Consider the following 17,883-nt stretch of genomic DNA (forward strand, 5'->3'; position numbering starts at 1 on the left):
GCTCTCCTTCCAAAGGTGGTCGTCTAGGCCAACACACGCAGGATATCATCGATTTTCTTTCCATGGGAGATAACCCCGTAATTCATCCAAGTTAGGAAGTCCACTTCGTATACACATCCGTTTCTTACTGCTGCAAGCTGCCGCCATTCCCTGCTGTCCAGCAGCTTCCGTTCATCTCCGATCGTTGCAGAATCCAGACAGTCAAATGTAATAAATAAATGATCTGCCTGCAATAGCTTCAATTGATCAACGCTTATGCTGATTCTACGTTCCTTCAGTGCCCATTGCTGCACCAGAGGATGTGGAGATAACCCCAAATCCTGATACATCACAGGTCCAACATAACCCTGCTGTACTCCGTACAACACAATTTCAGAGGCAGTGATCCGCAAAAAAGCTACCGTTTTTCCTTGCGCAGATCGTGTTAGTAAAGCCTTGGCCTCACGAGCCTTTTCTTCATATGAACCTACGACGTCCCTAACCCGATCTCCTTTTCCCAATACATCCGCTGTTGACCTTAATATGGAGCGCCAGTCCTCTCCCTTATGATTCAAATAAAACGTAGGTGCCACTTGTTCGAAACGGTCCAGATTCCACCGCTCATAGCCATCACTTAGCATAATAAAGTCCGGCTTATGGCTCTCTTGGAACATGGCATCCTGATGGGTCACATCGAATTCGGGGACATCTTCCATCCCCAAGTAGTGCTGCTTGCCCCACAAATGGTGAGCGTATTGAAGCACGGGCTCCACGCCTAGCGCTAATACGAAATCTTCGAGGTACGGTGCAAATACTCGAACATCCTGACGATAATGACGTCTGTATACTCCCGGTGAGATGCCAGCATATTGCTTAAACCGACGACTGAAATAATATTCGTTACTGAATCCAACACTTTGGGCAATATCGTGCAGCCGATCATCTGTCAGCTGTAATAATTGTTTGGAACGTTCCAAACGAATCGAATTCACATAATCCAGAGGAAGCTTGCCGGTCATCTCCTTGAATTGTCGCGTATAGCTGGACCTGGTAAGCCGAACACCCTCAGCCAGTTCATCCACCGTAATGGATTGGTTGTAATGATCACGGATATAGCGAATGGATTGTTGTAAGCGAGTCCGATGATCCATGGAAGCATTGCTCGAATCATTTTGCAGAAGCAGCATCCGGAACCATTCCTGAAAACGAAGCTGCCAGTCCCAATGTTTCATCCAATCCTCTGTCGCCTGTTGCTGTAACAGTTGATCCAATATATCCAGGCAGGAGCTCCAAGGCGTGTAGGACAACTCAATAGGCGATGATGATGCCGAGATGACTTGCGACTGTGGAAAAGTAGGGCTTATCTCTACGAGTGGAGTGGTAGATCCCACCTTGCTTGCCTCACCAGCGGCCAGATCAAGCTTATAATAATGGAGCTTGGATTCTGAACCATCTCCAGTTTGCAGAGGTAAGACGGGTATATCGGAAGGGAAAAACAGAATTGTCCCTTTATTTAACTTGTAGATGACATCTTGCGCCATCAGTTCTCCCTGTCCTTGGGTTACGACAACGATCGAATGGCCCTTCGACGATGTGCATTCTAAACAATTGTAAGGTTCCAAGACAGAGTTTTGAACGTATTGAATATGCTGAAGTGAACACAGCCAGGGCATGGGGAGTATCTGTTCTATGGTATGAGGCATTCGTCATCTTCCTTAATTGAGAATAGTTATCATTAGGAATAGTCTAAACCAAAAAAGAAAGCTCTTCAACCCTGGTTGAGGAGCTTTCTTTTTTTACTTTACTTTCTATGGCTGTTTATTACGGTGTCATTTTTTCCAGAAGATCATCCATTTTCATCGAGTTTGCTGTAATTGCACCTGATTGCCAGTGAGATCTCTCCATCTTGTACACTTTATTGCTTTTCACGGCCGGCAGAGACTTCCACAGCTTGCTATCCAATACCTTGATAGCTTCCTGATTTTCCGGAGAGGACCAATCTCCATCCGAAGGGAATATGATGATTCGGTCTGCATCGATCTGCGGGATCGCTTCCTCGGATAGAACCTCCTGAAAAGCTTCCATACTTCCAGCCAGGGCATGGGGTGTCAGGCCAAGCTCTGAATATATGAACCCGGTGTAGCGGTTTTTTACTCCGAACAGCACCAGGCTGTTATCATCCACATTCAGACGAACAACCGCCACTGTCTCGTCTCCAACGCTTTCCGCAAGCTTAGCTTTGGTATCCTTGATTTTCTCTTCGTAAGCCGCAGCCACTTCCACACCTTTTTCCTGTTCCCCTACAATATCCGAAATTTTAGCCAGAATCTGCTCGGAATCCTGCAGGATGCTCTCAGGTAAACGATATGTCGGTGCCACTTTGGAATACATCTCATATTTCTCCCTGTCCACTCCACCATCCACAATGATGAGATCCGGATCATATTCCAATAGAGCTTCAATGCTGCCTGTAGTATCAAATTGAGGCACATCCAGATTTAGATAGTCCTGTACGCCCCACATCGGATTATACCACTGCACGACAGGTGTGATATCCAGAGCCTTGAGATAGTCCTCCACATAGATCCCGGCAATACGCTGCGGATGAGCCGGAATCGTTACATCTCCGAATTCATCCTGTACCACACGCGTTTCTGCTTCTTGGTTCGGCTCGGATGAATTGCCGCTGCTGGCCGTTGTGCTCTCCGTCACTGGCGACTGAGCCTGTTCCTCCGTTGCTGCGGAATTCGAACTGCATCCCGCGATAATTGATGCCATGACCAGAACGGTGATTCCCCAACCTTTGATCCCTTTATTGAAACTTGCCATGCTACTCTCCACCCCTATGTAATCAGCTGTATTAAAGAGAATTCGAATCTACAATGATTATCATTCTCAATTAATGTCTAAGGTGAATTGTACCTCATGCCTTACTGCACTCACAATACACATTTGAATCCATTTTTTTATACAAACGAAAGATGCAGGCCACCCTTGCCCCTGCTAGAGCAGAGGCAGTTTTCCGTTATGGTAACTCTTAAGCAAATGACCTACGAAGGAATGCTCACTCTCACCCTGCAGCATTGCAGCCCCAATAAGACCAATATCATCACTCACATAACCAGCCAATTCGGGATCACCTGTATGGTGCAGCGTCTGTTTGAATGCCTGTTCCCTCGATGCACGAAGCAGTTCGTCTTCCGCGATAGAATCAGCATCTTGTACCCACCTCTGATATGCCGACATCCATTCATCTGCAAAAACCGAATCATCGCGCTTGTCCAGGTAGCTATCGATATCCAGCCCTTGAAACATATCGTTAGTAATCAGCCTGCCTTCATTAAGTTCGTTAAGGAGCTTCTCCGCCTCTCTTCTATTCATTAGGTAATCCCTCCATCTTCTGTGATGCTGTACATTTCAGGTATTTCGAATCTTCGTATGCTGCGGGTCGGATCGGCTGTAAAATGATCCAGCCCCCTCTCCTCGTACTCCCGCAGAAGGTGTTCAAGTATGCGAGCTATTACGCCGCAATCCGCCAAGGCATCATGCCTTCGAATGCCGTCTGTATTGATATTATAATGCCGAATTAGATAATCCGTGGATATGACTTCATGTACTTCAGGATGAATATAGGTAAACATCGCTTTAGTATCCAGCACCTTATTGCTAAACATTGTCACGCCAAATTGCTCGCAGTGGCGCTTCAGTATAGGTAGATCATACTCATACCCGGCATGAGTTACGAGAATCTTCTCCCCGATAAAGGTGGAAAATGAATGATAGGCTTCTGCAAACGCAGGAGCAGTCATCATATCCGCATTTGATATGCCCGTTAACTCTGCTACAGCATCCGGTATCAGTTTGCTAGCACGTGACAGCATGGAGAATGTTGGATGGCCAACCTCTCCACGTTTGTATTCCATCGCGCCGAATTGGGTTATGCTCTCCCGATCAGGAAGAATGCCTGTTCCCTCCAGATCAAAAATGCAGTATAAATGCTCATGCAGCTTAGGGACGTGTAGATCGTCGATTACATAATGATCAGGGTTAAATGTGATTTTCATATGTTCTATTCCCCTTGCCACAGACGGGTGACCTGTACCAATTCATGCCCCATGTTAAACTCCAGCTTATAGATATCCGGCATCGTCGTACTTTTCCAGAACTCGTAACCGTAGGACGTGTCGTAATGTTGGAAGATCAGGGTCATCACATCTCCATGTGTCCCGATCGCTACTTTTTGTCCCGCATGTGTGTTCAGGATTCGATTGATTACGGCTACGGCCCGAGAACCTGCCTGTTCACCTGATTCCCCGCCAGGGTATGAAAAAGAAGGCTCCTGGTACAATCGTAATTTGGATTCAAAAAAGTTGGCGTGCTTTACACGTTTATCGGATAATTGGCGTTCGCGCAAATCTTCCTCCATCAACACAGGGGCGCTCGACCTGTCAGCCAGTTCCTGAATGGTATCAACTGCTCGCCGATATGGACTGGAATAATACCATTGAATCTTCTCCTGACTGAGAACTTCTGCAACAATGGCAGCATCTCGGCATCCACGCTCTGTGAGTCCTCGCTCTCGTTCCTGTCCTTCCACATAGGCTGATTCTGCATGACGCACAAAATACAGGGTAGTTCTGAACTCTTTACTCATCCGTCAGCCATTCCTTTCTTCTTCTCAATCACAAGGAGGCAAGTACTGTCTGGCAAGCGTGCAGGTTGTCCGTCTTCCATCATGAACACAATACGTCCCTCAAGTGCCTCGGTATATCCTTTCTGCAGAAAATGCTCCAGCTTAATAATCTCTGCCTGCTCACCAAGCGCTTCACGAATACAATTCTCGTATGCCGATGGAGTGAAAATGCCAAACTGTTCCTGAATTTCGTGAACGTATGCTTCTTCGCCCCACGTATACGTATACAGGAATTCCATGGCATCATTAATGTTAAGCACTGCCTCATTCTCAGCGACCCGTTCAAATGTAATCTGCCGGCCCTGGAAATCCTGAGCATATCGTTCCAGCCACTGCATACCATCCGGTTCCAAAAACCGAATCCGTCTTTTCTGCTCATGAGGTTCTGTCATAATGCCATCCCGGATCAATATTCTTCCACCTGGCGACAATACATGAAACGAACTTCGAAGAGCTGCGACAACTGTATCCGTGTTAAATCTCCGCCCATCCCGCTCTATATAGGAGTACAATTCATGCAGGATTGACGAGAAGATTACCGTATCCACCGTGCCTGGCTGCACGTATTGATCCAGTCCGAGGGCATCCCCCTTCATCACTTGCCAGCGGTGACCTTCTCGCTGCTTCTTGCGCTCTAGCGCTTCGATGACATTGGCAGAAATATCAATGCCAATCGGCTCCACTTCCGGCTTCTCCTGCTCAATAAGATCCAGCAGAACTCCGCCGCCTGGACCGATATCGAGTACACGCTTGCCAACGATGTAGTCAAGCAGTACCTTTTTATAATCCCCCGAGCTGTTCATGTCTGCCAAATACGTTTCTTCATTATGGAACCTGTCATACGCATCCCGCCGCAGTCCGAACAAATCAAACAGCAGCAATACGGCCTTCTCATATAGCGGTGATTTCTCAGCCTCAATACAGAACGCAATCAGCTTCTCGGCCGCCGGCGAGAACTCAAAGGTCACAAAAACCGTATCCGGCAGATCCGGTTGACGCACTACGCGATGGGTCAAATGAGGATAAACGACCGGCTGCCCCTCTTCAATCTGCTTCCATGACCATTGTTCGAGGTACTTTTCAATCATTCGTTTTTTGTAAATATTCAGCTTCTTGACACCTTTATAGTCGTAATACATCGTATTCATTAATGGTTCAAAACTGATATGACGTACCTCGTCTGTGTCATTTCCGGTGTGAGTCATATCTTCACGATGCAGTGAGAGAAGGAACACTTTTACCATTTCCTGCAAGGAAAAATCCTTCAGTGCAGATTCCACATACCACAATGTACGGTGAGACAGAGGAGCCAGCATTTTATCTACATCAAGCTCTGTTTGCAGTTCAGCGTAAGCCTCATCCAGCGCCTCGCCTTCGCGAATGGACGAGCTTCGGAGCCGGGATAAACGTTCCTTCAGAGGCCAGTCTGCATGATTCGGTTCGCTGATAATCCACCCAACGATTCGCTCGACTTCCGCTTCAACCTGCCCCCATAGCTTCGGATCAACGCCAGCAATGATGCATTCATTGAGCGCCATCAGAACCGTGTGCAATTCTTCAGCTGTCAGCCAGCCATGAGTGATAAAAGCATGCAGCGGAGCATTCTCGGCAAAAGGTATCTCCCCGCGTATGTATTGTCCAATCAGTCCATGCGTTGCAATGAGAGCATAGATCATTTGCTGTCTTGGCGTAGCTTCTTTCTTCTGAATTGGATTCGCCTCATTAACCTGGGCCACAGCTTTATCGTCACTACCGATGTTTCCCGTACTGCGATTAATAACGTACTCCCTGTATAACTGCGCAGAACCCTTATTATGTACAAACAGATTCACCCCTGCGCGCTGCCACGCCTTCCTTTGCTGCAATGAGCCTGCCTTGGCTGTCTCTGACCAGACCAGTACTTCCTCCACGACCTCTCGCACCCAGAAGGAAACGTTCAGCTGATCCAGTATGTGCAAGGTCCGCTCGACGTAGTCCAGAACGGGATTGGTTCCCTCAAGCTCAGCCATGGAGTGAATGCGTTCAAGATTAATATGGGGTTGCTCGGCCGCCGCCAGCAGCTGCAGCCATAATTGCTGCTTATCCTCTGGGATGTTGCCTGTTCTATACGAATGTATGGCTTCTAATGAGTGCAGCATGTTGACATTCACCTCGTTATTTTAGTTCAATTCATCTGTCTAGATGGTTCAATCGATCCTTCACAAGTTTCAGCACCTTTTCTGCTTCATTCCCCGGTAAGCTCTCTTCCAGGCGAGCAGCTGCAACGGGCAGAATCCATCGTTCGATCTCCTGCCAGGTTAAGCCTGATAGATGCAAGTAATGGTTGATGTACCCCTTCACTATCGTATCACGAGATCTCTCAAACCCCAATCGTATCACAGGGTCGGCATCCTCCGGCAGCGATGCGCTCGTTAATATGACCCAACTGCGTGCCACATCACCTGCAGGATCGCCCGACATGCCTGTCATCCAATCGATAACATCGTAGGCGTTCTTCATCTCGTTCATCATCACATTATCGGGATGATAATCACCGTGACAGATCTGTATTCGCTCAGGGAGACGGGTTAGATAATCAAGTATCCGGGCTTTGTCCTCTGCAGACAATAGCTGTGTTCTCTGAATCGCCCCTGACAAAACCTGTTTCTGTGAAGGCAGGACTCTCTCATCATCACTTTGGGCATGTAGCTCCTGATGACAGGCAGCCAGATGATGTACCCGTTCTTGAAGGCTTGAAGGCTGACGGAACATCATGGAGAACATCGTCTGACCTTCAATTCGTTCAAAAACAATACCCGTGCGATCCCCTTCAACTATAATATTTCGTGCCTGAGGCACGGATAATTTCTTGTCATTTAACAGCTGGGTAATTCTGAATTCATTCTGGATGGCTTCAAGCGGAAAGTCAGTTTGGTACAGTTTCAAAATTTGATTGGACGAGTAAGAGAAGATGTCCGCAGTTCGACCTTGACCAATAAGCTTCATACTTTAGCCTCCATCGGTTATTCGAATTCCTTGCCCCTGATTTTGCTAAACACCATGACATCTACCAGGGTACCTGAACTGTCCCGGCGCATACTCCGCAGTATGCCTTCAAGGGTGTAACCTGAACGCTCAGCGACCTTGGCACTACGTACATTCCGAGAATCACAGCGAATCTCCAGACGGTTAGCGCGCAGATATGTCGTTGCAAATTGCTCAATTCCTTGGACAGCTTCCGTCATTAATCCTTCACCTGCACGTGACGATCTGATCCAGTAGCCGATCTCGAAGCAGCGTGCATTCCAATCGATACGATGCAGGCCGCTGCTGCCTACAAAATCATTAGTTTGCCTATCTCGCAAATGAAGAACTAGATCTGTCCGCTCCAAAAACTGTAATCTGGCTTTGCGAACATGTGCTTCGGATTCTTCAAGCGAAGGTACCTTTTCGGCAAATGGCAGCCATGGCCGCAGCTGCTCAATACTCTCGCGAATAGCCTCGTTGACTTCCGCGCCGTCTCCCCACTCTGGAGCTCGGATCGTGAGACGAGCTGTGTCGAAGTGCTCGGGAAATGACAGCATTATTGGATTTATTGGTTCCATGTTAGACATAACCTCCTACTCCTCTACTTGGAATATCGAATCCACAATAAGGGGGAGGTTATCCCGTACGGAGACAGCTCCAAAAACCGAACGTGCATGCACGCCCTTTACCTCAAATACATCCATCATTAGATCTGAAAACCCGTTCAACACCTTGTGGTGTTCCTGATAAGAAGCCGACGCATTAACAAAACCCTGGACTTTGACTACTCGTTTCACCCGATCCAGTGAACCCAGCACATCCTGGACCACAGCGAGCACCTCAATCCCGGCATTTCTGGCAAATTCGTATCCCTGTTCCGTCGTGAAGTCCTCTCCCAATTTGCCACGCTCCACCGTATCCGGACCTTTCCCTGATACATACATTAACCCATTTACAATAACTGCATTGGCATACTTCGCAGCTGGAGCGCTTGCCTCAGGCAAAATAATTCCCAGTTCACTCAATCTCGTTGCTATCATCGCTTTTCCTCCCAAGAGACAAATGTCAAAATATAAACCTATCAATATATTACTATTTTGGATAAACATTAATATACGCTCGATCTTAGGCTTAAGCAATGATCGCTTCGATCATGATGGACGTTTACCTTTCAGTTTCTATGAATGTCACTTTGATGATGTAACGTCATACTCTAATCCCGCTACGTATAGTTTATCAGATCATTGGATCATCCAAAAACGCATCTAAATTGTAATCCTCATTTTAGGATTAGTTATTATATTAATCCTAATCTTTTGAAAACGTTATATTGTAATTCCTGTCATTCTCTATTACGATAGTTACAAACAAGTACATAAATGATCTGTTTACTCAAAGGAGGACGTTATCTTGAATGCACCCTTATTTCGTGATCCCATCTTCGATGGAGCCGCTGATCCGGTGGTTGTATGGAACCGCGCTGAACAAACCTGGTGGATAATCTATACCAACCGCAGAGCTACTGCAGGAGGACCGAAGTTTGCCTGGGTTCATGGCACGGATCTCGGCGTTGCCTCATCCTCCGATGGAGGACAGACGTGGACCTATCGTGGTACGTTAACCGGCTTGGAACTTGAATGGGGACATAATACGTTCTGGGCGCCGGAAATCTTCTGGCATGATAACACATATCACATGTATGTCAGTTATATTCAAGGCGTGCCCCATGACTGGCCGAATCATGACCGCCACATTTTACATTACACGAGCCCGGATCTACTGACCTGGACATATCATGGCAAACTGGAGCTCAGCTCGGACCGTGTCATTGACGCCTGCATATATCCACTGCCGGATGGTCGTTTTCGGATGTGGTACAAAGATGAGGCAAATGAATCTCATACCTATGCCGCAGACAGCACGGATCTTTACCATTGGGATGTTATCGGTCCCGTTATTACAGGTCGCGCCCACGAAGGTCCCAACGTTTTCCGCTTTCATGACACCTACTGGATGATTGTGGACGAATGGAGAGGACAAGCTGTATACCAATCGGATGATCTGGAACACTGGGCATGGAACAGCATGATTCTCGATCAGCCGGGGACACGTGAAGACGATGGCGTTATCGGTTTGCATGCAGATGTAGTGGTCCAGGATGATGCAGCTTATATTTTCTACTTCACTCATCCCGATCGCATTGAAGGAGTAGATCATGCCAGTGAGCCTGCTCGTCGTTCCTCCATTCAAGCCGCACGTCTGGATGTTGTGAATGGGGTTATGGTCTGTAATCGGGATGAAGAGCTGCAATTACAGCTTCGTCCGGAGACAGATGATAGTCATATTTCTGTTTGAATCCCATGAAGTAGATGATTAACACCCTTTATATTGTGAAACAAATACAGAAAAAGACCTGAACAAGTTCCTGCTGCTGCAGGCTTAATCAGGTCTTTTTGTACGATCTGTGCATGATCCTGCAATCGCTGGATCGATTATGATGGACGCAACTTCCCATCCCCCTGCCTGTATGTTCGTGGAGACATCTGTACGGTACGTTTGAACACTTTGCCAAAATGAGAAAAGTTGCTGAAGCCTGCCCGCCAGGCGATTTCCGTAATGGAGTCCTCGCTCTCGCGCAGCAGTCGCTGCGCTTCCTTCACACGAAGCAAATTCAAATAATCAATGAAGGTAAAACCCGTGGTTTGTTTAAACAATCGACTGAGGTAATGCGGACTAATTCGGAATTCTGCTGCGACTTCCGGCAGCGTTAGAGGGTTCCGATAATTATCATTCAGGTAGCGAACAACGGCTTGCGTCTTGGGATGAAGGACTGGCTCGCTCTCTACTGGATATACCCTCCCCTGCTCCTGATTACGATACGCAATTAATAGCAATTCAATGGAGCGGTGGCGCAGCACAAGGCTGCTTCCAACCTTAGGCTGAATTATCTCATCGATCATTTCATGAATGATCCGTTCTGCCGTTTCGCTAATAGGTGATGGAAGCCGTAACATCGGAACTTCCCATTCAAAGGGCTCCTTTAACCCCTCCATCAACGCAGGAGCAATACTCATTTCTTCAAAAAGCTCCTGCTTCAGATACAGTACAATTCGTTCATGATCAGGCCTTCCGCTTTCCAGTGTCTTATGTACGGCATTCCGGTCAACGAAAACAAAATCCCCTGCTCTGACATGGTATGAACGGTCTTTAATAAAATAGATGCGTTCGCCCTTCAGGAGATAATAGAGCTCATAATGATCGTGGAGATGATCCGCGGTCATGGAATAATAACCCACCCTACGATCATATTCAATATCCAAATATCCGGTGGAATCGTGATAATCCGCTCGAAACGGCTGTGACATGAAGCAGCCCCCTTTTCAAGGATTATAGCAAAATAAGCGGGGTTTGAAAGCGATTACGCAAAAAATGCGGCGAAAGAAGTATTCCCTTGTTATAGGCTAGAGCTATATTCAAGGAGGCGATAGATATGAGTAGCAAAAAACGCTATGTATTGGTCGGGACCGGTGGCCGTGCAGAATTTTTTTATGGAGCATTAGCGAAAAACTTCCGTGAACAATCCGAGCTTGCAGCTTTTTGTGATATTAATCAAACGCGGATGAATTATGCGAATCAACTGCTGCGAGAACGATATCAATACAATGAGGTTCCTACCTATACAGCAGACCAGTTTGACCAGATGATTGAGAACGAGAAACCCGATGCCGTCATTGTGACCAGCGTTGACCGTACGCATCACAAGTACATTATTCGTGCGATGGAGCTTGGATGCGATGTCGTGACTGAGAAGCCCATGACCATCGATGAGCACAAATGCCAGGATATCCTCGATGCTGCCAAACGGACCGGACGAAATATCCGGGTTACCTTCAACTACCGATATGCTCCCCATCATACCAAGATCCGTGAGCTGATCATGAACGATGCCATCGGTAAAGTTACCTCCGTTCATTTCGAGTGGCTGCTCAATACCCGGCACGGTGCAGACTACTTCCGTCGCTGGCACCGCGACAAACGTAACAGCGGAGGATTACTCGTTCATAAATCCACCCATCATTTTGATCTAGTCAACTTCTGGATCGGCTCCCAGCCTGAAACGGTCTTCGCCTTCGGTGATCTCATGTATTATGGACGGGAAAATGCAGAAGAACGAGGCGTTACCCAATTTTATAACCGCGCCACCGGCAACCCGCTCGCTAAGGAAGATCCTTTTGCCCTCCATCTGGATTCGGATGCTCACCTCAAAGCGATGTATCTGGATGCGGAGCCCGAGGACGGCTACCAGCGCGATCAGAGCGTATTCGGAGATGGCATTAATATTGAGGATACGATGGGCGTGCTCGTCCAGTATCAGAACAAAGCCATTTTGACGTATTCCCTTGTCGCCTACCAGCCGTGGGAAGGATACCGTATAGCCATTAACGGCACCAAAGGCCGGATCGAGATGTCCATCGTTGAACAGTCCTATGTCAATTCACTCGGTGACAAAAGTCTCGAAGGTGCGCTGATCGGCAAAACGCTGCGTGTGCTGCCCATGTTCGATGCTCCATATGAAGTGCATGTCGAAGAGCAAAAAGGCGGCCATGGCGGAGGCGATCCGGTACTGCTCAATGATCTGTTTGGCGAACCTGCGGAGGATCCGTATGCACGTGCTGCCAACCATATTGATGGAGCAAGATCAATCCTGACCGGTATTGCAGCCAACCGTGCGATTTCAACCGGGTTGCCGGTCCACATCAAGAGTCTGGTTCAGTTTTAATTTGATGGAAAGTTGATCGTAGAACGGTCAAGATTCAAGGCTGCGTATTTACGCGGTCTTTTTTCCATTTGCACTCTCTTCTGAAGAACCAAAAGCAAACATTGAATGATCGCCAAGTTGAAGGAGGAAATGGATGTTCTTTTCATTAAAAAGCCGCTTAATTGCCTTAATTCTTGTCCTGTTCGTCCTCTCGTTCGGTACGCTCTCCTTCCTGTTGTTTGCGGAATCCCGGGCTGTGATCCGTTCCTATATCGAATCCTCGGCCCTCGAAAAAATGGAGGAATACGGCTCTTACATCGATATGGTACAAATGCAAATTTATGATGTAGCCTCTCTCGTCTTCAATAGCGATATGGCGAAAAATTGGGATAACGCCATGAGTGATCCACAACTGTCCGAGGGGGAGAAAATGCTGGCTAACCTCGCCATGAGCCGCTTTCTTACGCAGGCCACGAACAGCTATACCAGCATTTCAGATGTGTCCATCTATCGGTTAAACGGGCTTCGGATTGGCGGCGAGAATCAGGTCGTAAGCGACCTTTCGTTTTTGCAAGAACCATGGTATACAAACTTCTTCACATCCGGAGACAGGTGGCTGGCTGCTCATACCGACGTTCATGAAAGGGTCAGGGACCATGGCAACCCGGTGGTCAGCCTGCTTATGCCTCTGGGTACCTTCCATCATGCTACATCGCGTAATGTCATGAAGGTCAATGTAAGCGAGTCTTATTTCCTCGAACCCCTCAGCCGGATTCATCTGGCCAACAATAGCACTATTTTTCTGCTCAATGAACAAGGTCGGCCCCTCCTCTCCCAACAAGCTCATGAGCTTGGGGTCGGAACTCTATCGGGCATCGAACATATTCGAAACAGCACACCAAAATCAGGCGTTGAATACCTGACCAATGATGTAGGCGGGCGAGACATGATGGTGTACAAAAAACTCGGGCGCACAGGCTGGATGCTGGTAGGTCTAGCGCCGGAAAAAGAGATGTACTCCTCTCTGCACAAACTCCAAACGACAACATTCGTGGTGACAATTGCCATCATCCTGGTGTCCCTGTGTGCTGCGGCCTGGCTGTCTTACGGCGTAACCAAGCCCTTAACCCGTCTGGTTCTGGCGATGAGACAGGTACAGCGGGGTGCGTTTGATCAGGCCGAATCCCTGCTCCCCCCAGATCAGAATGTTAAGAGCGAAATTAGTTATGTGATATCTACCTTTCGCTACATGATCGTCCGGCTCAGACAGCATATCCAGAATGAATTTGAGCTGAAGCTGCTTCGACAACAGGCGGAATATAAGGCTCTCCTGATGCAGATTAATCCGCATTTTATGTTCAATACGCTGGAACTGGTCAGCAGTCTTGCGATGCAGCGCCGAACGGACGATACCGTGCAGGTCATCGAGGATCTCGGGAAAATGATGAGGTACTCCATGCATACGAATGATGATCGTGTGTCACTGGCCGAGGAACTTACCTACGTCCGCCACTACATCTCCATTCTTCAAACCCGCTTCGGTCCCAGGCTCGATATTTCCACCCAAGAATCGGGCAGGCTGGATCACCTCGTTATGGTCAAGTTTATTCTGCAGCCGCTGATCGAGAATGCAGTCAAATACAGTTTTCAACATCAAACGACTGCTCAGGTGCGTATTCGAATCTGCAGGAAGAATGAACGGCTGCAGCTCCAGATTAAGGACAATGGTCCAGGGATGCCTCACGACATCATCTCCAGACTGCAGGATCCTGAGACTGTTACAGCACAGCTCGAACCAATGCTTCGCAATTCGAGCTGGCATATCGGACTTGGCAATGTGATTGCCCGGTGCCGGCTGCATTACGGTTCCCTCTTTGCCATCCATATTACGAACGGGGATACCCAGGGCACTTGTATTGAACTGGTTCTGCCCGTACAGGAGGAAAATCATGTACAACGTATTGATTGCTGATGATGAGATTGAAGTCCGTGAAGGACTGAAGCTGAAAGCCGACTGGGGTGGAATGGGTTTTGCGGTCTCAGGTGAGGCCGCAAACGGAGTGGAAGCCGCTAGGTTGCTCCAATCGGGACACTATGACCTGCTCCTGACAGATATGAATATGCCGGTCATGGATGGAGTGCAGCTGCTGGACATCTGTAGAACCCACAATCCATCCATCGAAATCATTATCATCACGGGATATGAGGATTTTCAATATGCCAGAGCCGGTGTACGGAACCATGCCATGGACTACTTGTTGAAGCCGGTAACCCGGGGAGAACTGAAAGCAGCCTTGACCAGAATCAAGGAGGAGTTGGATAAGAAACGCAAGGCTCGGGATGAATCCGAAAGGATGCAATGGCGTCTGTCCCAATACTATCAACAGATGAAAACACACTTTATTCTGGATCTCGTCAAGGGTAACAAGCTCCCTCCTTCTTCACTGCCTGAACGAATCCGATTATTTCATCTGGAAAAATGGCAGCATTCCGAGGTCTGCTTCCTGACTGCCGGTTTGCGGGAAACAATCCATACTCCTGCTTCTGAAATCCGGATTCCGGAGGACATGCACCTCCCATTCCAAATGGTCTGTCATGAGATTGCTGAATCTTATACAGGAACTGCACTTGTATTTCAGGACACAGCCCATCCTGGAATCATGCATTTCATGATATTGGACGGAATGCAGCATGAATTTGCGGAAAGGCTCCACACACAGATCATGTCCTATCTGACAATGGAAGTGCAGATTGGAATTGGACTGACGGTAGCTGGACTCGAACGCTGGAAGGAAGGGTACGTCCACTCCCTGCTGGCATGGAACCTGGCCGGACGTCAGTCTGGACAAGCTGAGACAATAGAGGTAACCGATCACAGTCCACTGATTCCCGAGGAGATCAACCGCGCCATGCATCGATGTCTTCTTCGAGGGGACCTGGATTCCTTTCGCAGCATGATCCGAAATGAGCTGGACGATGCCTTTCGCAGATCCTCTTCCCGTTTAATCCGCTGTTTATTGCAAATTTCACTGCTAATGGAGTCTGCCGCCATGGACTACATGCAACATGCTCATGGCACACCATCTCGCTGGATCACTCCTGAGTGGGTACTGTGGCTGGAGACTCCCGAACAAGCAGAACGGCTGCTGATGCAGTGGGCACAGGATTTTGTAAACGGACAGCATCCACCCGAGACCGCAGAAGCAACCATGATTGAATCAGCGAAATGTTACATCGAAGAAAACTACATGCAGGAAATTACGCTCACCTCTATCTCGGAGCAATTTAACTATCATCCTTCCTACTTCTCTGAAATGTTCAAGGAAGGTGCAGGCATCTCATTCATTCAATATTTGACGGAAACCCGGATGAAACACGCAACACGCTTATTGAAGGAAACTCAATTGAGTGTATGGGATATCACTGAGCTTACAGGCTTCTCTTCCCCAAGCTATTTCAGCGCTCGCTTCAAAAAGATGCACTGCATGAGTCCTTCCGAATACCGGTTGCTTCAATCCGAAAAAATCACTAGTGAGAATCCGAAGAAATGAGATTCCGGCCGCATTGGCTCCCAGGTAAGATGAGGTTATCAGAACGTTCACCGCTTATCATGTAAGCGGATTCAGTAATTGGAATTGAGAATGTTCAACCACTCTTAGCCTGAAGGGAGGCAAATCATGAAAAAAATGTCCACGCCCTTATACGGCCAGCAAAATAAAACAGCCTACTTGTTCCTATTGCCTTGGCTGATCGGACTATTCTGTCTAACGCTGGGGCCAATGGCTGCATCGCTGTACTTATCCATGACCAAATTCAATCTGTTATCACCGCCCACGTGGACGGGGCTCAGCAACTATGTGCAAATTTTTAGTGAAGACGATACATTTCGCAGATCGCTGGGGCTTACCTTCTTTTATGTATTCTTGTCCGTCCCGCTCCGCCTGGCCTTTGCTCTGCTGGTAGCGATGGCGCTAAACAAAGGCATTCGCTGCCTCGGTATTTATCGAACCGTATATTACATCCCTTCCCTGCTGGGAGGAAGTGTTGCCATCGCCATTGTATGGCGTCAAATCTTTGATGGCAACGGGCTCGTTAATCAATTTCTGAACTGGTTCGGCATAGCGGGACCTTCCTGGATTGCACATCCCGACTATGTCATTTATACCATCGTAACCTTATCCGTGTGGCAATTCGGGTCGGCGATGGTGATCTTCCTGGCTGGCCTGAAGCAGATTCCTGCCGACCTTTACGAAGCGTCGGATGTGGACGGGGCGAGCAAGCTGCGTCAATTTTTCCGCATCACGCTGCCCATGCTGTCACCCGTCATTTTTTTCAACCTGATCATGAGCATGATTAATTCCTTCCAGGCCTTTACACCGGCATATGTCATTGGAGATGGTCGCGGAGGACCACTCGATGCCACCATGTTCTACACCTTGTATCTGTATCTGAAAGGCTTCTCGTTCTTTGATATGGGTTACGCCTCAGCACTCGCCTGGATCATGCTGGTCATTATCGGTATATTCACTGCAATTGTCTTTCTTACATCCAGGTTCTGGGTATTCTATGGCGACAATCAGGAGGGGAGGTAATGCATATGCCGTTCAAACGAAAGCTGATTCAAACCGGAAGACATACGGCCATCATCCTCCTCGGGCTGCTGATGCTGTACCCGGTGTTATGGCTGATCTTCAGTTCGTTCAAACCTAACCAGCTAATCTTTACGAACAGCAGTCTGATTCCGACCAGCTTCACACTGGATCATTACGTGAATGGCTGGAAAGGATTACAGGGCGTTTCCTTCGGCCGATTCTTCGGCAATTCGGCACTCATCTCGGTCATGAGCGTCCTGGGGAATGTTATCTCCTGTTCGCTCGCTGCCTATGCTTTTTCCAGACTCCGATTCAAATTAAAAACACTGTGGTTCAGCATCATGCTGGTCACGATTATGCTGCCTTACCATGTAACACTTGTACCTCAATATATTCTGTATAACGAGCTGCAGTGGATCAATACGTATTTCCCGCTTATTTTGCCGAAGTGGCTGGCACAGGACTCCTTCTTCATTCTGCTTATGGTGCAATTTATCCGTGGCATTCCGCGGGAACTCGACGAGAGCGCAACGATTGACGGGTGCGGACAATCCCAGATTTTTTTCCGAATCGTGGTGCCTCTCCTTGTTCCTGCATTGATCACAACGGCAATCTTCACCTTTATCTGGAGCTGGGATGATTTCTTCAGCCAGATGATTTACCTAAGCAAGATCGATCTGTTCACCGTACAGCTGGGCATACGTTCCCTGTTTGATCCATCAGGACAATCCGATTGGGGAGCATTGCTTGCCATGTCCACGTTATCCCTGCTGCCTGTAACGATCATCTTTCTGGTATTTCAGCGCTATTTTCTCGAAGGCATTGCTACTACAGGTCTGAAGTAAGTTCTATTT

At 47.9% G+C, this 17,883-nt stretch carries 16 protein-coding genes; 6 read left to right on the plus strand and 10 right to left on the minus strand.

The genetic code is table 11. The features are described from left to right. Window positions 1-23: 23 nt before the first annotated feature. From MH144_RS06845 to MH144_RS06885, 9 genes are all read right to left on the minus strand, one after another. Window positions 24-1,682, minus strand: a complete 1,659-nt coding sequence (locus tag MH144_RS06845; RefSeq protein WP_239298635.1) for an AraC family transcriptional regulator — start codon at window positions 1,680-1,682, stop codon at window positions 24-26. Between the two features lie 118 nt (window positions 1,683-1,800). Continuing rightward, the gene (locus MH144_RS06850; protein ID WP_239298637.1) at window positions 1,801-2,808 is read right to left on the minus strand and encodes an ABC transporter substrate-binding protein; all 1,008 of its coding nucleotides are present in this window, start codon (window positions 2,806-2,808) and stop codon (window positions 1,801-1,803) included. Between the two features lie 174 nt (window positions 2,809-2,982). Continuing rightward, window positions 2,983-3,360 carry a hypothetical protein gene (locus MH144_RS06855; protein WP_239298639.1) on the minus strand — a complete coding sequence of 126 codons (378 nt, stop codon included), beginning with the start codon at window positions 3,358-3,360 and terminating at the stop codon, window positions 2,983-2,985. Further along, window positions 3,360-4,043 carry a 3'-5' exonuclease gene (locus MH144_RS06860; protein ID WP_239298641.1) on the minus strand — a complete coding sequence of 228 codons (684 nt, stop codon included), beginning with the start codon at window positions 4,041-4,043 and terminating at the stop codon, window positions 3,360-3,362. Before MH144_RS06860 ends, MH144_RS06855 begins: the two co-directional genes overlap by 1 nt. Window positions 4,044-4,048: 5 nt before the next feature. Continuing rightward, the gene (locus MH144_RS06865) at window positions 4,049-4,633 is read right to left on the minus strand and encodes a histidine phosphatase family protein (protein WP_239298643.1); all 585 of its coding nucleotides are present in this window, start codon (window positions 4,631-4,633) and stop codon (window positions 4,049-4,051) included. After that, window positions 4,630-6,810, minus strand: coding sequence for a class I SAM-dependent methyltransferase (locus MH144_RS06870; RefSeq protein WP_239298645.1), 2,181 nt, complete (start codon window positions 6,808-6,810; stop codon window positions 4,630-4,632). The genes MH144_RS06865 and MH144_RS06870 overlap by 4 nt, the downstream gene beginning before the upstream one ends. Before the next feature lie 31 nt (window positions 6,811-6,841). Continuing rightward, window positions 6,842-7,657: an aminoglycoside phosphotransferase family protein gene (locus MH144_RS06875; RefSeq protein ID WP_239298647.1), complete on the minus strand. Its 816-nt coding sequence runs from the start codon at window positions 7,655-7,657 to the stop codon at window positions 6,842-6,844. A gap of 17 nt (window positions 7,658-7,674) precedes the next feature. Further along, entirely contained in the window at window positions 7,675-8,265 is a 591-nt protein-coding gene (locus tag MH144_RS06880) for a GNAT family N-acetyltransferase (RefSeq protein ID WP_239298649.1), read from the minus strand. Window positions 8,266-8,271: 6 nt separating this feature from the next. Then, complete coding sequence (locus MH144_RS06885) at window positions 8,272-8,718, minus strand: RidA family protein (RefSeq protein ID WP_239298651.1); 447 nt, start codon at window positions 8,716-8,718, stop codon at window positions 8,272-8,274. Window positions 8,719-9,088: 370 nt separating this feature from the next. On the opposite strand from MH144_RS06885, the gene MH144_RS06890 reads away from it, so the two are divergent. Continuing rightward, window positions 9,089-10,033, plus strand: a complete 945-nt coding sequence (locus tag MH144_RS06890) for a glycoside hydrolase family protein (RefSeq protein WP_239298653.1) — start codon at window positions 9,089-9,091, stop codon at window positions 10,031-10,033. Window positions 10,034-10,170: 137 nt separating this feature from the next. Here the strand turns inward: MH144_RS06890 and MH144_RS06895 are convergent, their stop codons facing one another. Then, the gene (locus MH144_RS06895) at window positions 10,171-11,043 is read right to left on the minus strand and encodes an AraC family transcriptional regulator (RefSeq protein WP_239298654.1); all 873 of its coding nucleotides are present in this window, start codon (window positions 11,041-11,043) and stop codon (window positions 10,171-10,173) included. Between the two features lie 125 nt (window positions 11,044-11,168). Between MH144_RS06895 and MH144_RS06900 the strand changes: the two genes are divergently transcribed. The 5 genes from MH144_RS06900 (at window position 11,169) to MH144_RS06920 (ending at window position 17,874) form a co-directional block, all read left to right on the plus strand. After that, window positions 11,169-12,458 (plus strand): Gfo/Idh/MocA family oxidoreductase, encoded by a 1,290-nt coding sequence (locus tag MH144_RS06900; protein WP_239298655.1) that lies wholly within the window; start codon window positions 11,169-11,171, stop codon window positions 12,456-12,458. A gap of 133 nt (window positions 12,459-12,591) precedes the next feature. After that, complete coding sequence (locus tag MH144_RS06905; protein ID WP_239298657.1) at window positions 12,592-14,409, plus strand: cache domain-containing sensor histidine kinase; 1,818 nt, start codon at window positions 12,592-12,594, stop codon at window positions 14,407-14,409. Then, a complete protein-coding gene (locus MH144_RS06910) occupies window positions 14,387-15,988 on the plus strand; it encodes a response regulator transcription factor (RefSeq protein WP_239298659.1) in 1,602 nt (533 codons plus the stop codon). The genes MH144_RS06905 and MH144_RS06910 overlap by 23 nt, the downstream gene beginning before the upstream one ends. Before the next feature lie 126 nt (window positions 15,989-16,114). Continuing rightward, entirely contained in the window at window positions 16,115-17,029 is a 915-nt protein-coding gene (locus tag MH144_RS06915) for a carbohydrate ABC transporter permease (protein WP_239298661.1), read from the plus strand. A gap of 5 nt (window positions 17,030-17,034) precedes the next feature. Beyond that, the gene (locus tag MH144_RS06920; RefSeq protein ID WP_239298663.1) at window positions 17,035-17,874 is read left to right on the plus strand and encodes a carbohydrate ABC transporter permease; all 840 of its coding nucleotides are present in this window, start codon (window positions 17,035-17,037) and stop codon (window positions 17,872-17,874) included. The last annotated feature ends 9 nt before the right edge of the window (window positions 17,875-17,883 follow it).

Source organism: Paenibacillus sp. ACRRY, assembly GCF_022346995.1.
Classification (GTDB): Bacteria; Bacillota; Bacilli; order Paenibacillales; family Paenibacillaceae; genus Paenibacillus.

Bases quoted from the DNA above. Each gene is read 5' to 3' on its own strand.
- MH144_RS06845 (WP_239298635.1), bottom strand. From the start codon at position 1,682: ATGCCTCATACCATAGAACAGATACTCCCCATGCCCTGGCTGTGTTCA.
- MH144_RS06850 (WP_239298637.1), bottom strand. From the start codon at position 2,808: ATGGCAAGTTTCAATAAAGGGATCAAAGGTTGGGGAATCACCGTTCTG.
- MH144_RS06855 (WP_239298639.1), bottom strand. From the start codon at position 3,360: ATGAATAGAAGAGAGGCGGAGAAGCTCCTTAACGAACTTAATGAAGGC.
- MH144_RS06860 (WP_239298641.1), bottom strand. From the start codon at position 4,043: ATGAAAATCACATTTAACCCTGATCATTATGTAATCGACGATCTACAC.
- MH144_RS06865 (WP_239298643.1), bottom strand. From the start codon at position 4,633: ATGAGTAAAGAGTTCAGAACTACCCTGTATTTTGTGCGTCATGCAGAA.
- MH144_RS06870 (WP_239298645.1), bottom strand. From the start codon at position 6,810: ATGCTGCACTCATTAGAAGCCATACATTCGTATAGAACAGGCAACATC.
- MH144_RS06875 (WP_239298647.1), bottom strand. From the start codon at position 7,657: ATGAAGCTTATTGGTCAAGGTCGAACTGCGGACATCTTCTCTTACTCG.
- MH144_RS06880 (WP_239298649.1), bottom strand. From the start codon at position 8,265: ATGTCTAACATGGAACCAATAAATCCAATAATGCTGTCATTTCCCGAG.
- MH144_RS06885 (WP_239298651.1), bottom strand. From the start codon at position 8,718: ATGATAGCAACGAGATTGAGTGAACTGGGAATTATTTTGCCTGAGGCA.
- MH144_RS06895 (WP_239298654.1), bottom strand. From the start codon at position 11,043: ATGTCACAGCCGTTTCGAGCGGATTATCACGATTCCACCGGATATTTG.
- MH144_RS06900 (WP_239298655.1), top strand. From the start codon at position 11,169: ATGAGTAGCAAAAAACGCTATGTATTGGTCGGGACCGGTGGCCGTGCA.
- MH144_RS06905 (WP_239298657.1), top strand. From the start codon at position 12,592: ATGTTCTTTTCATTAAAAAGCCGCTTAATTGCCTTAATTCTTGTCCTG.
- MH144_RS06910 (WP_239298659.1), top strand. From the start codon at position 14,387: ATGTACAACGTATTGATTGCTGATGATGAGATTGAAGTCCGTGAAGGA.
- MH144_RS06915 (WP_239298661.1), top strand. From the start codon at position 16,115: ATGAAAAAAATGTCCACGCCCTTATACGGCCAGCAAAATAAAACAGCC.
- MH144_RS06920 (WP_239298663.1), top strand. From the start codon at position 17,035: ATGCCGTTCAAACGAAAGCTGATTCAAACCGGAAGACATACGGCCATC.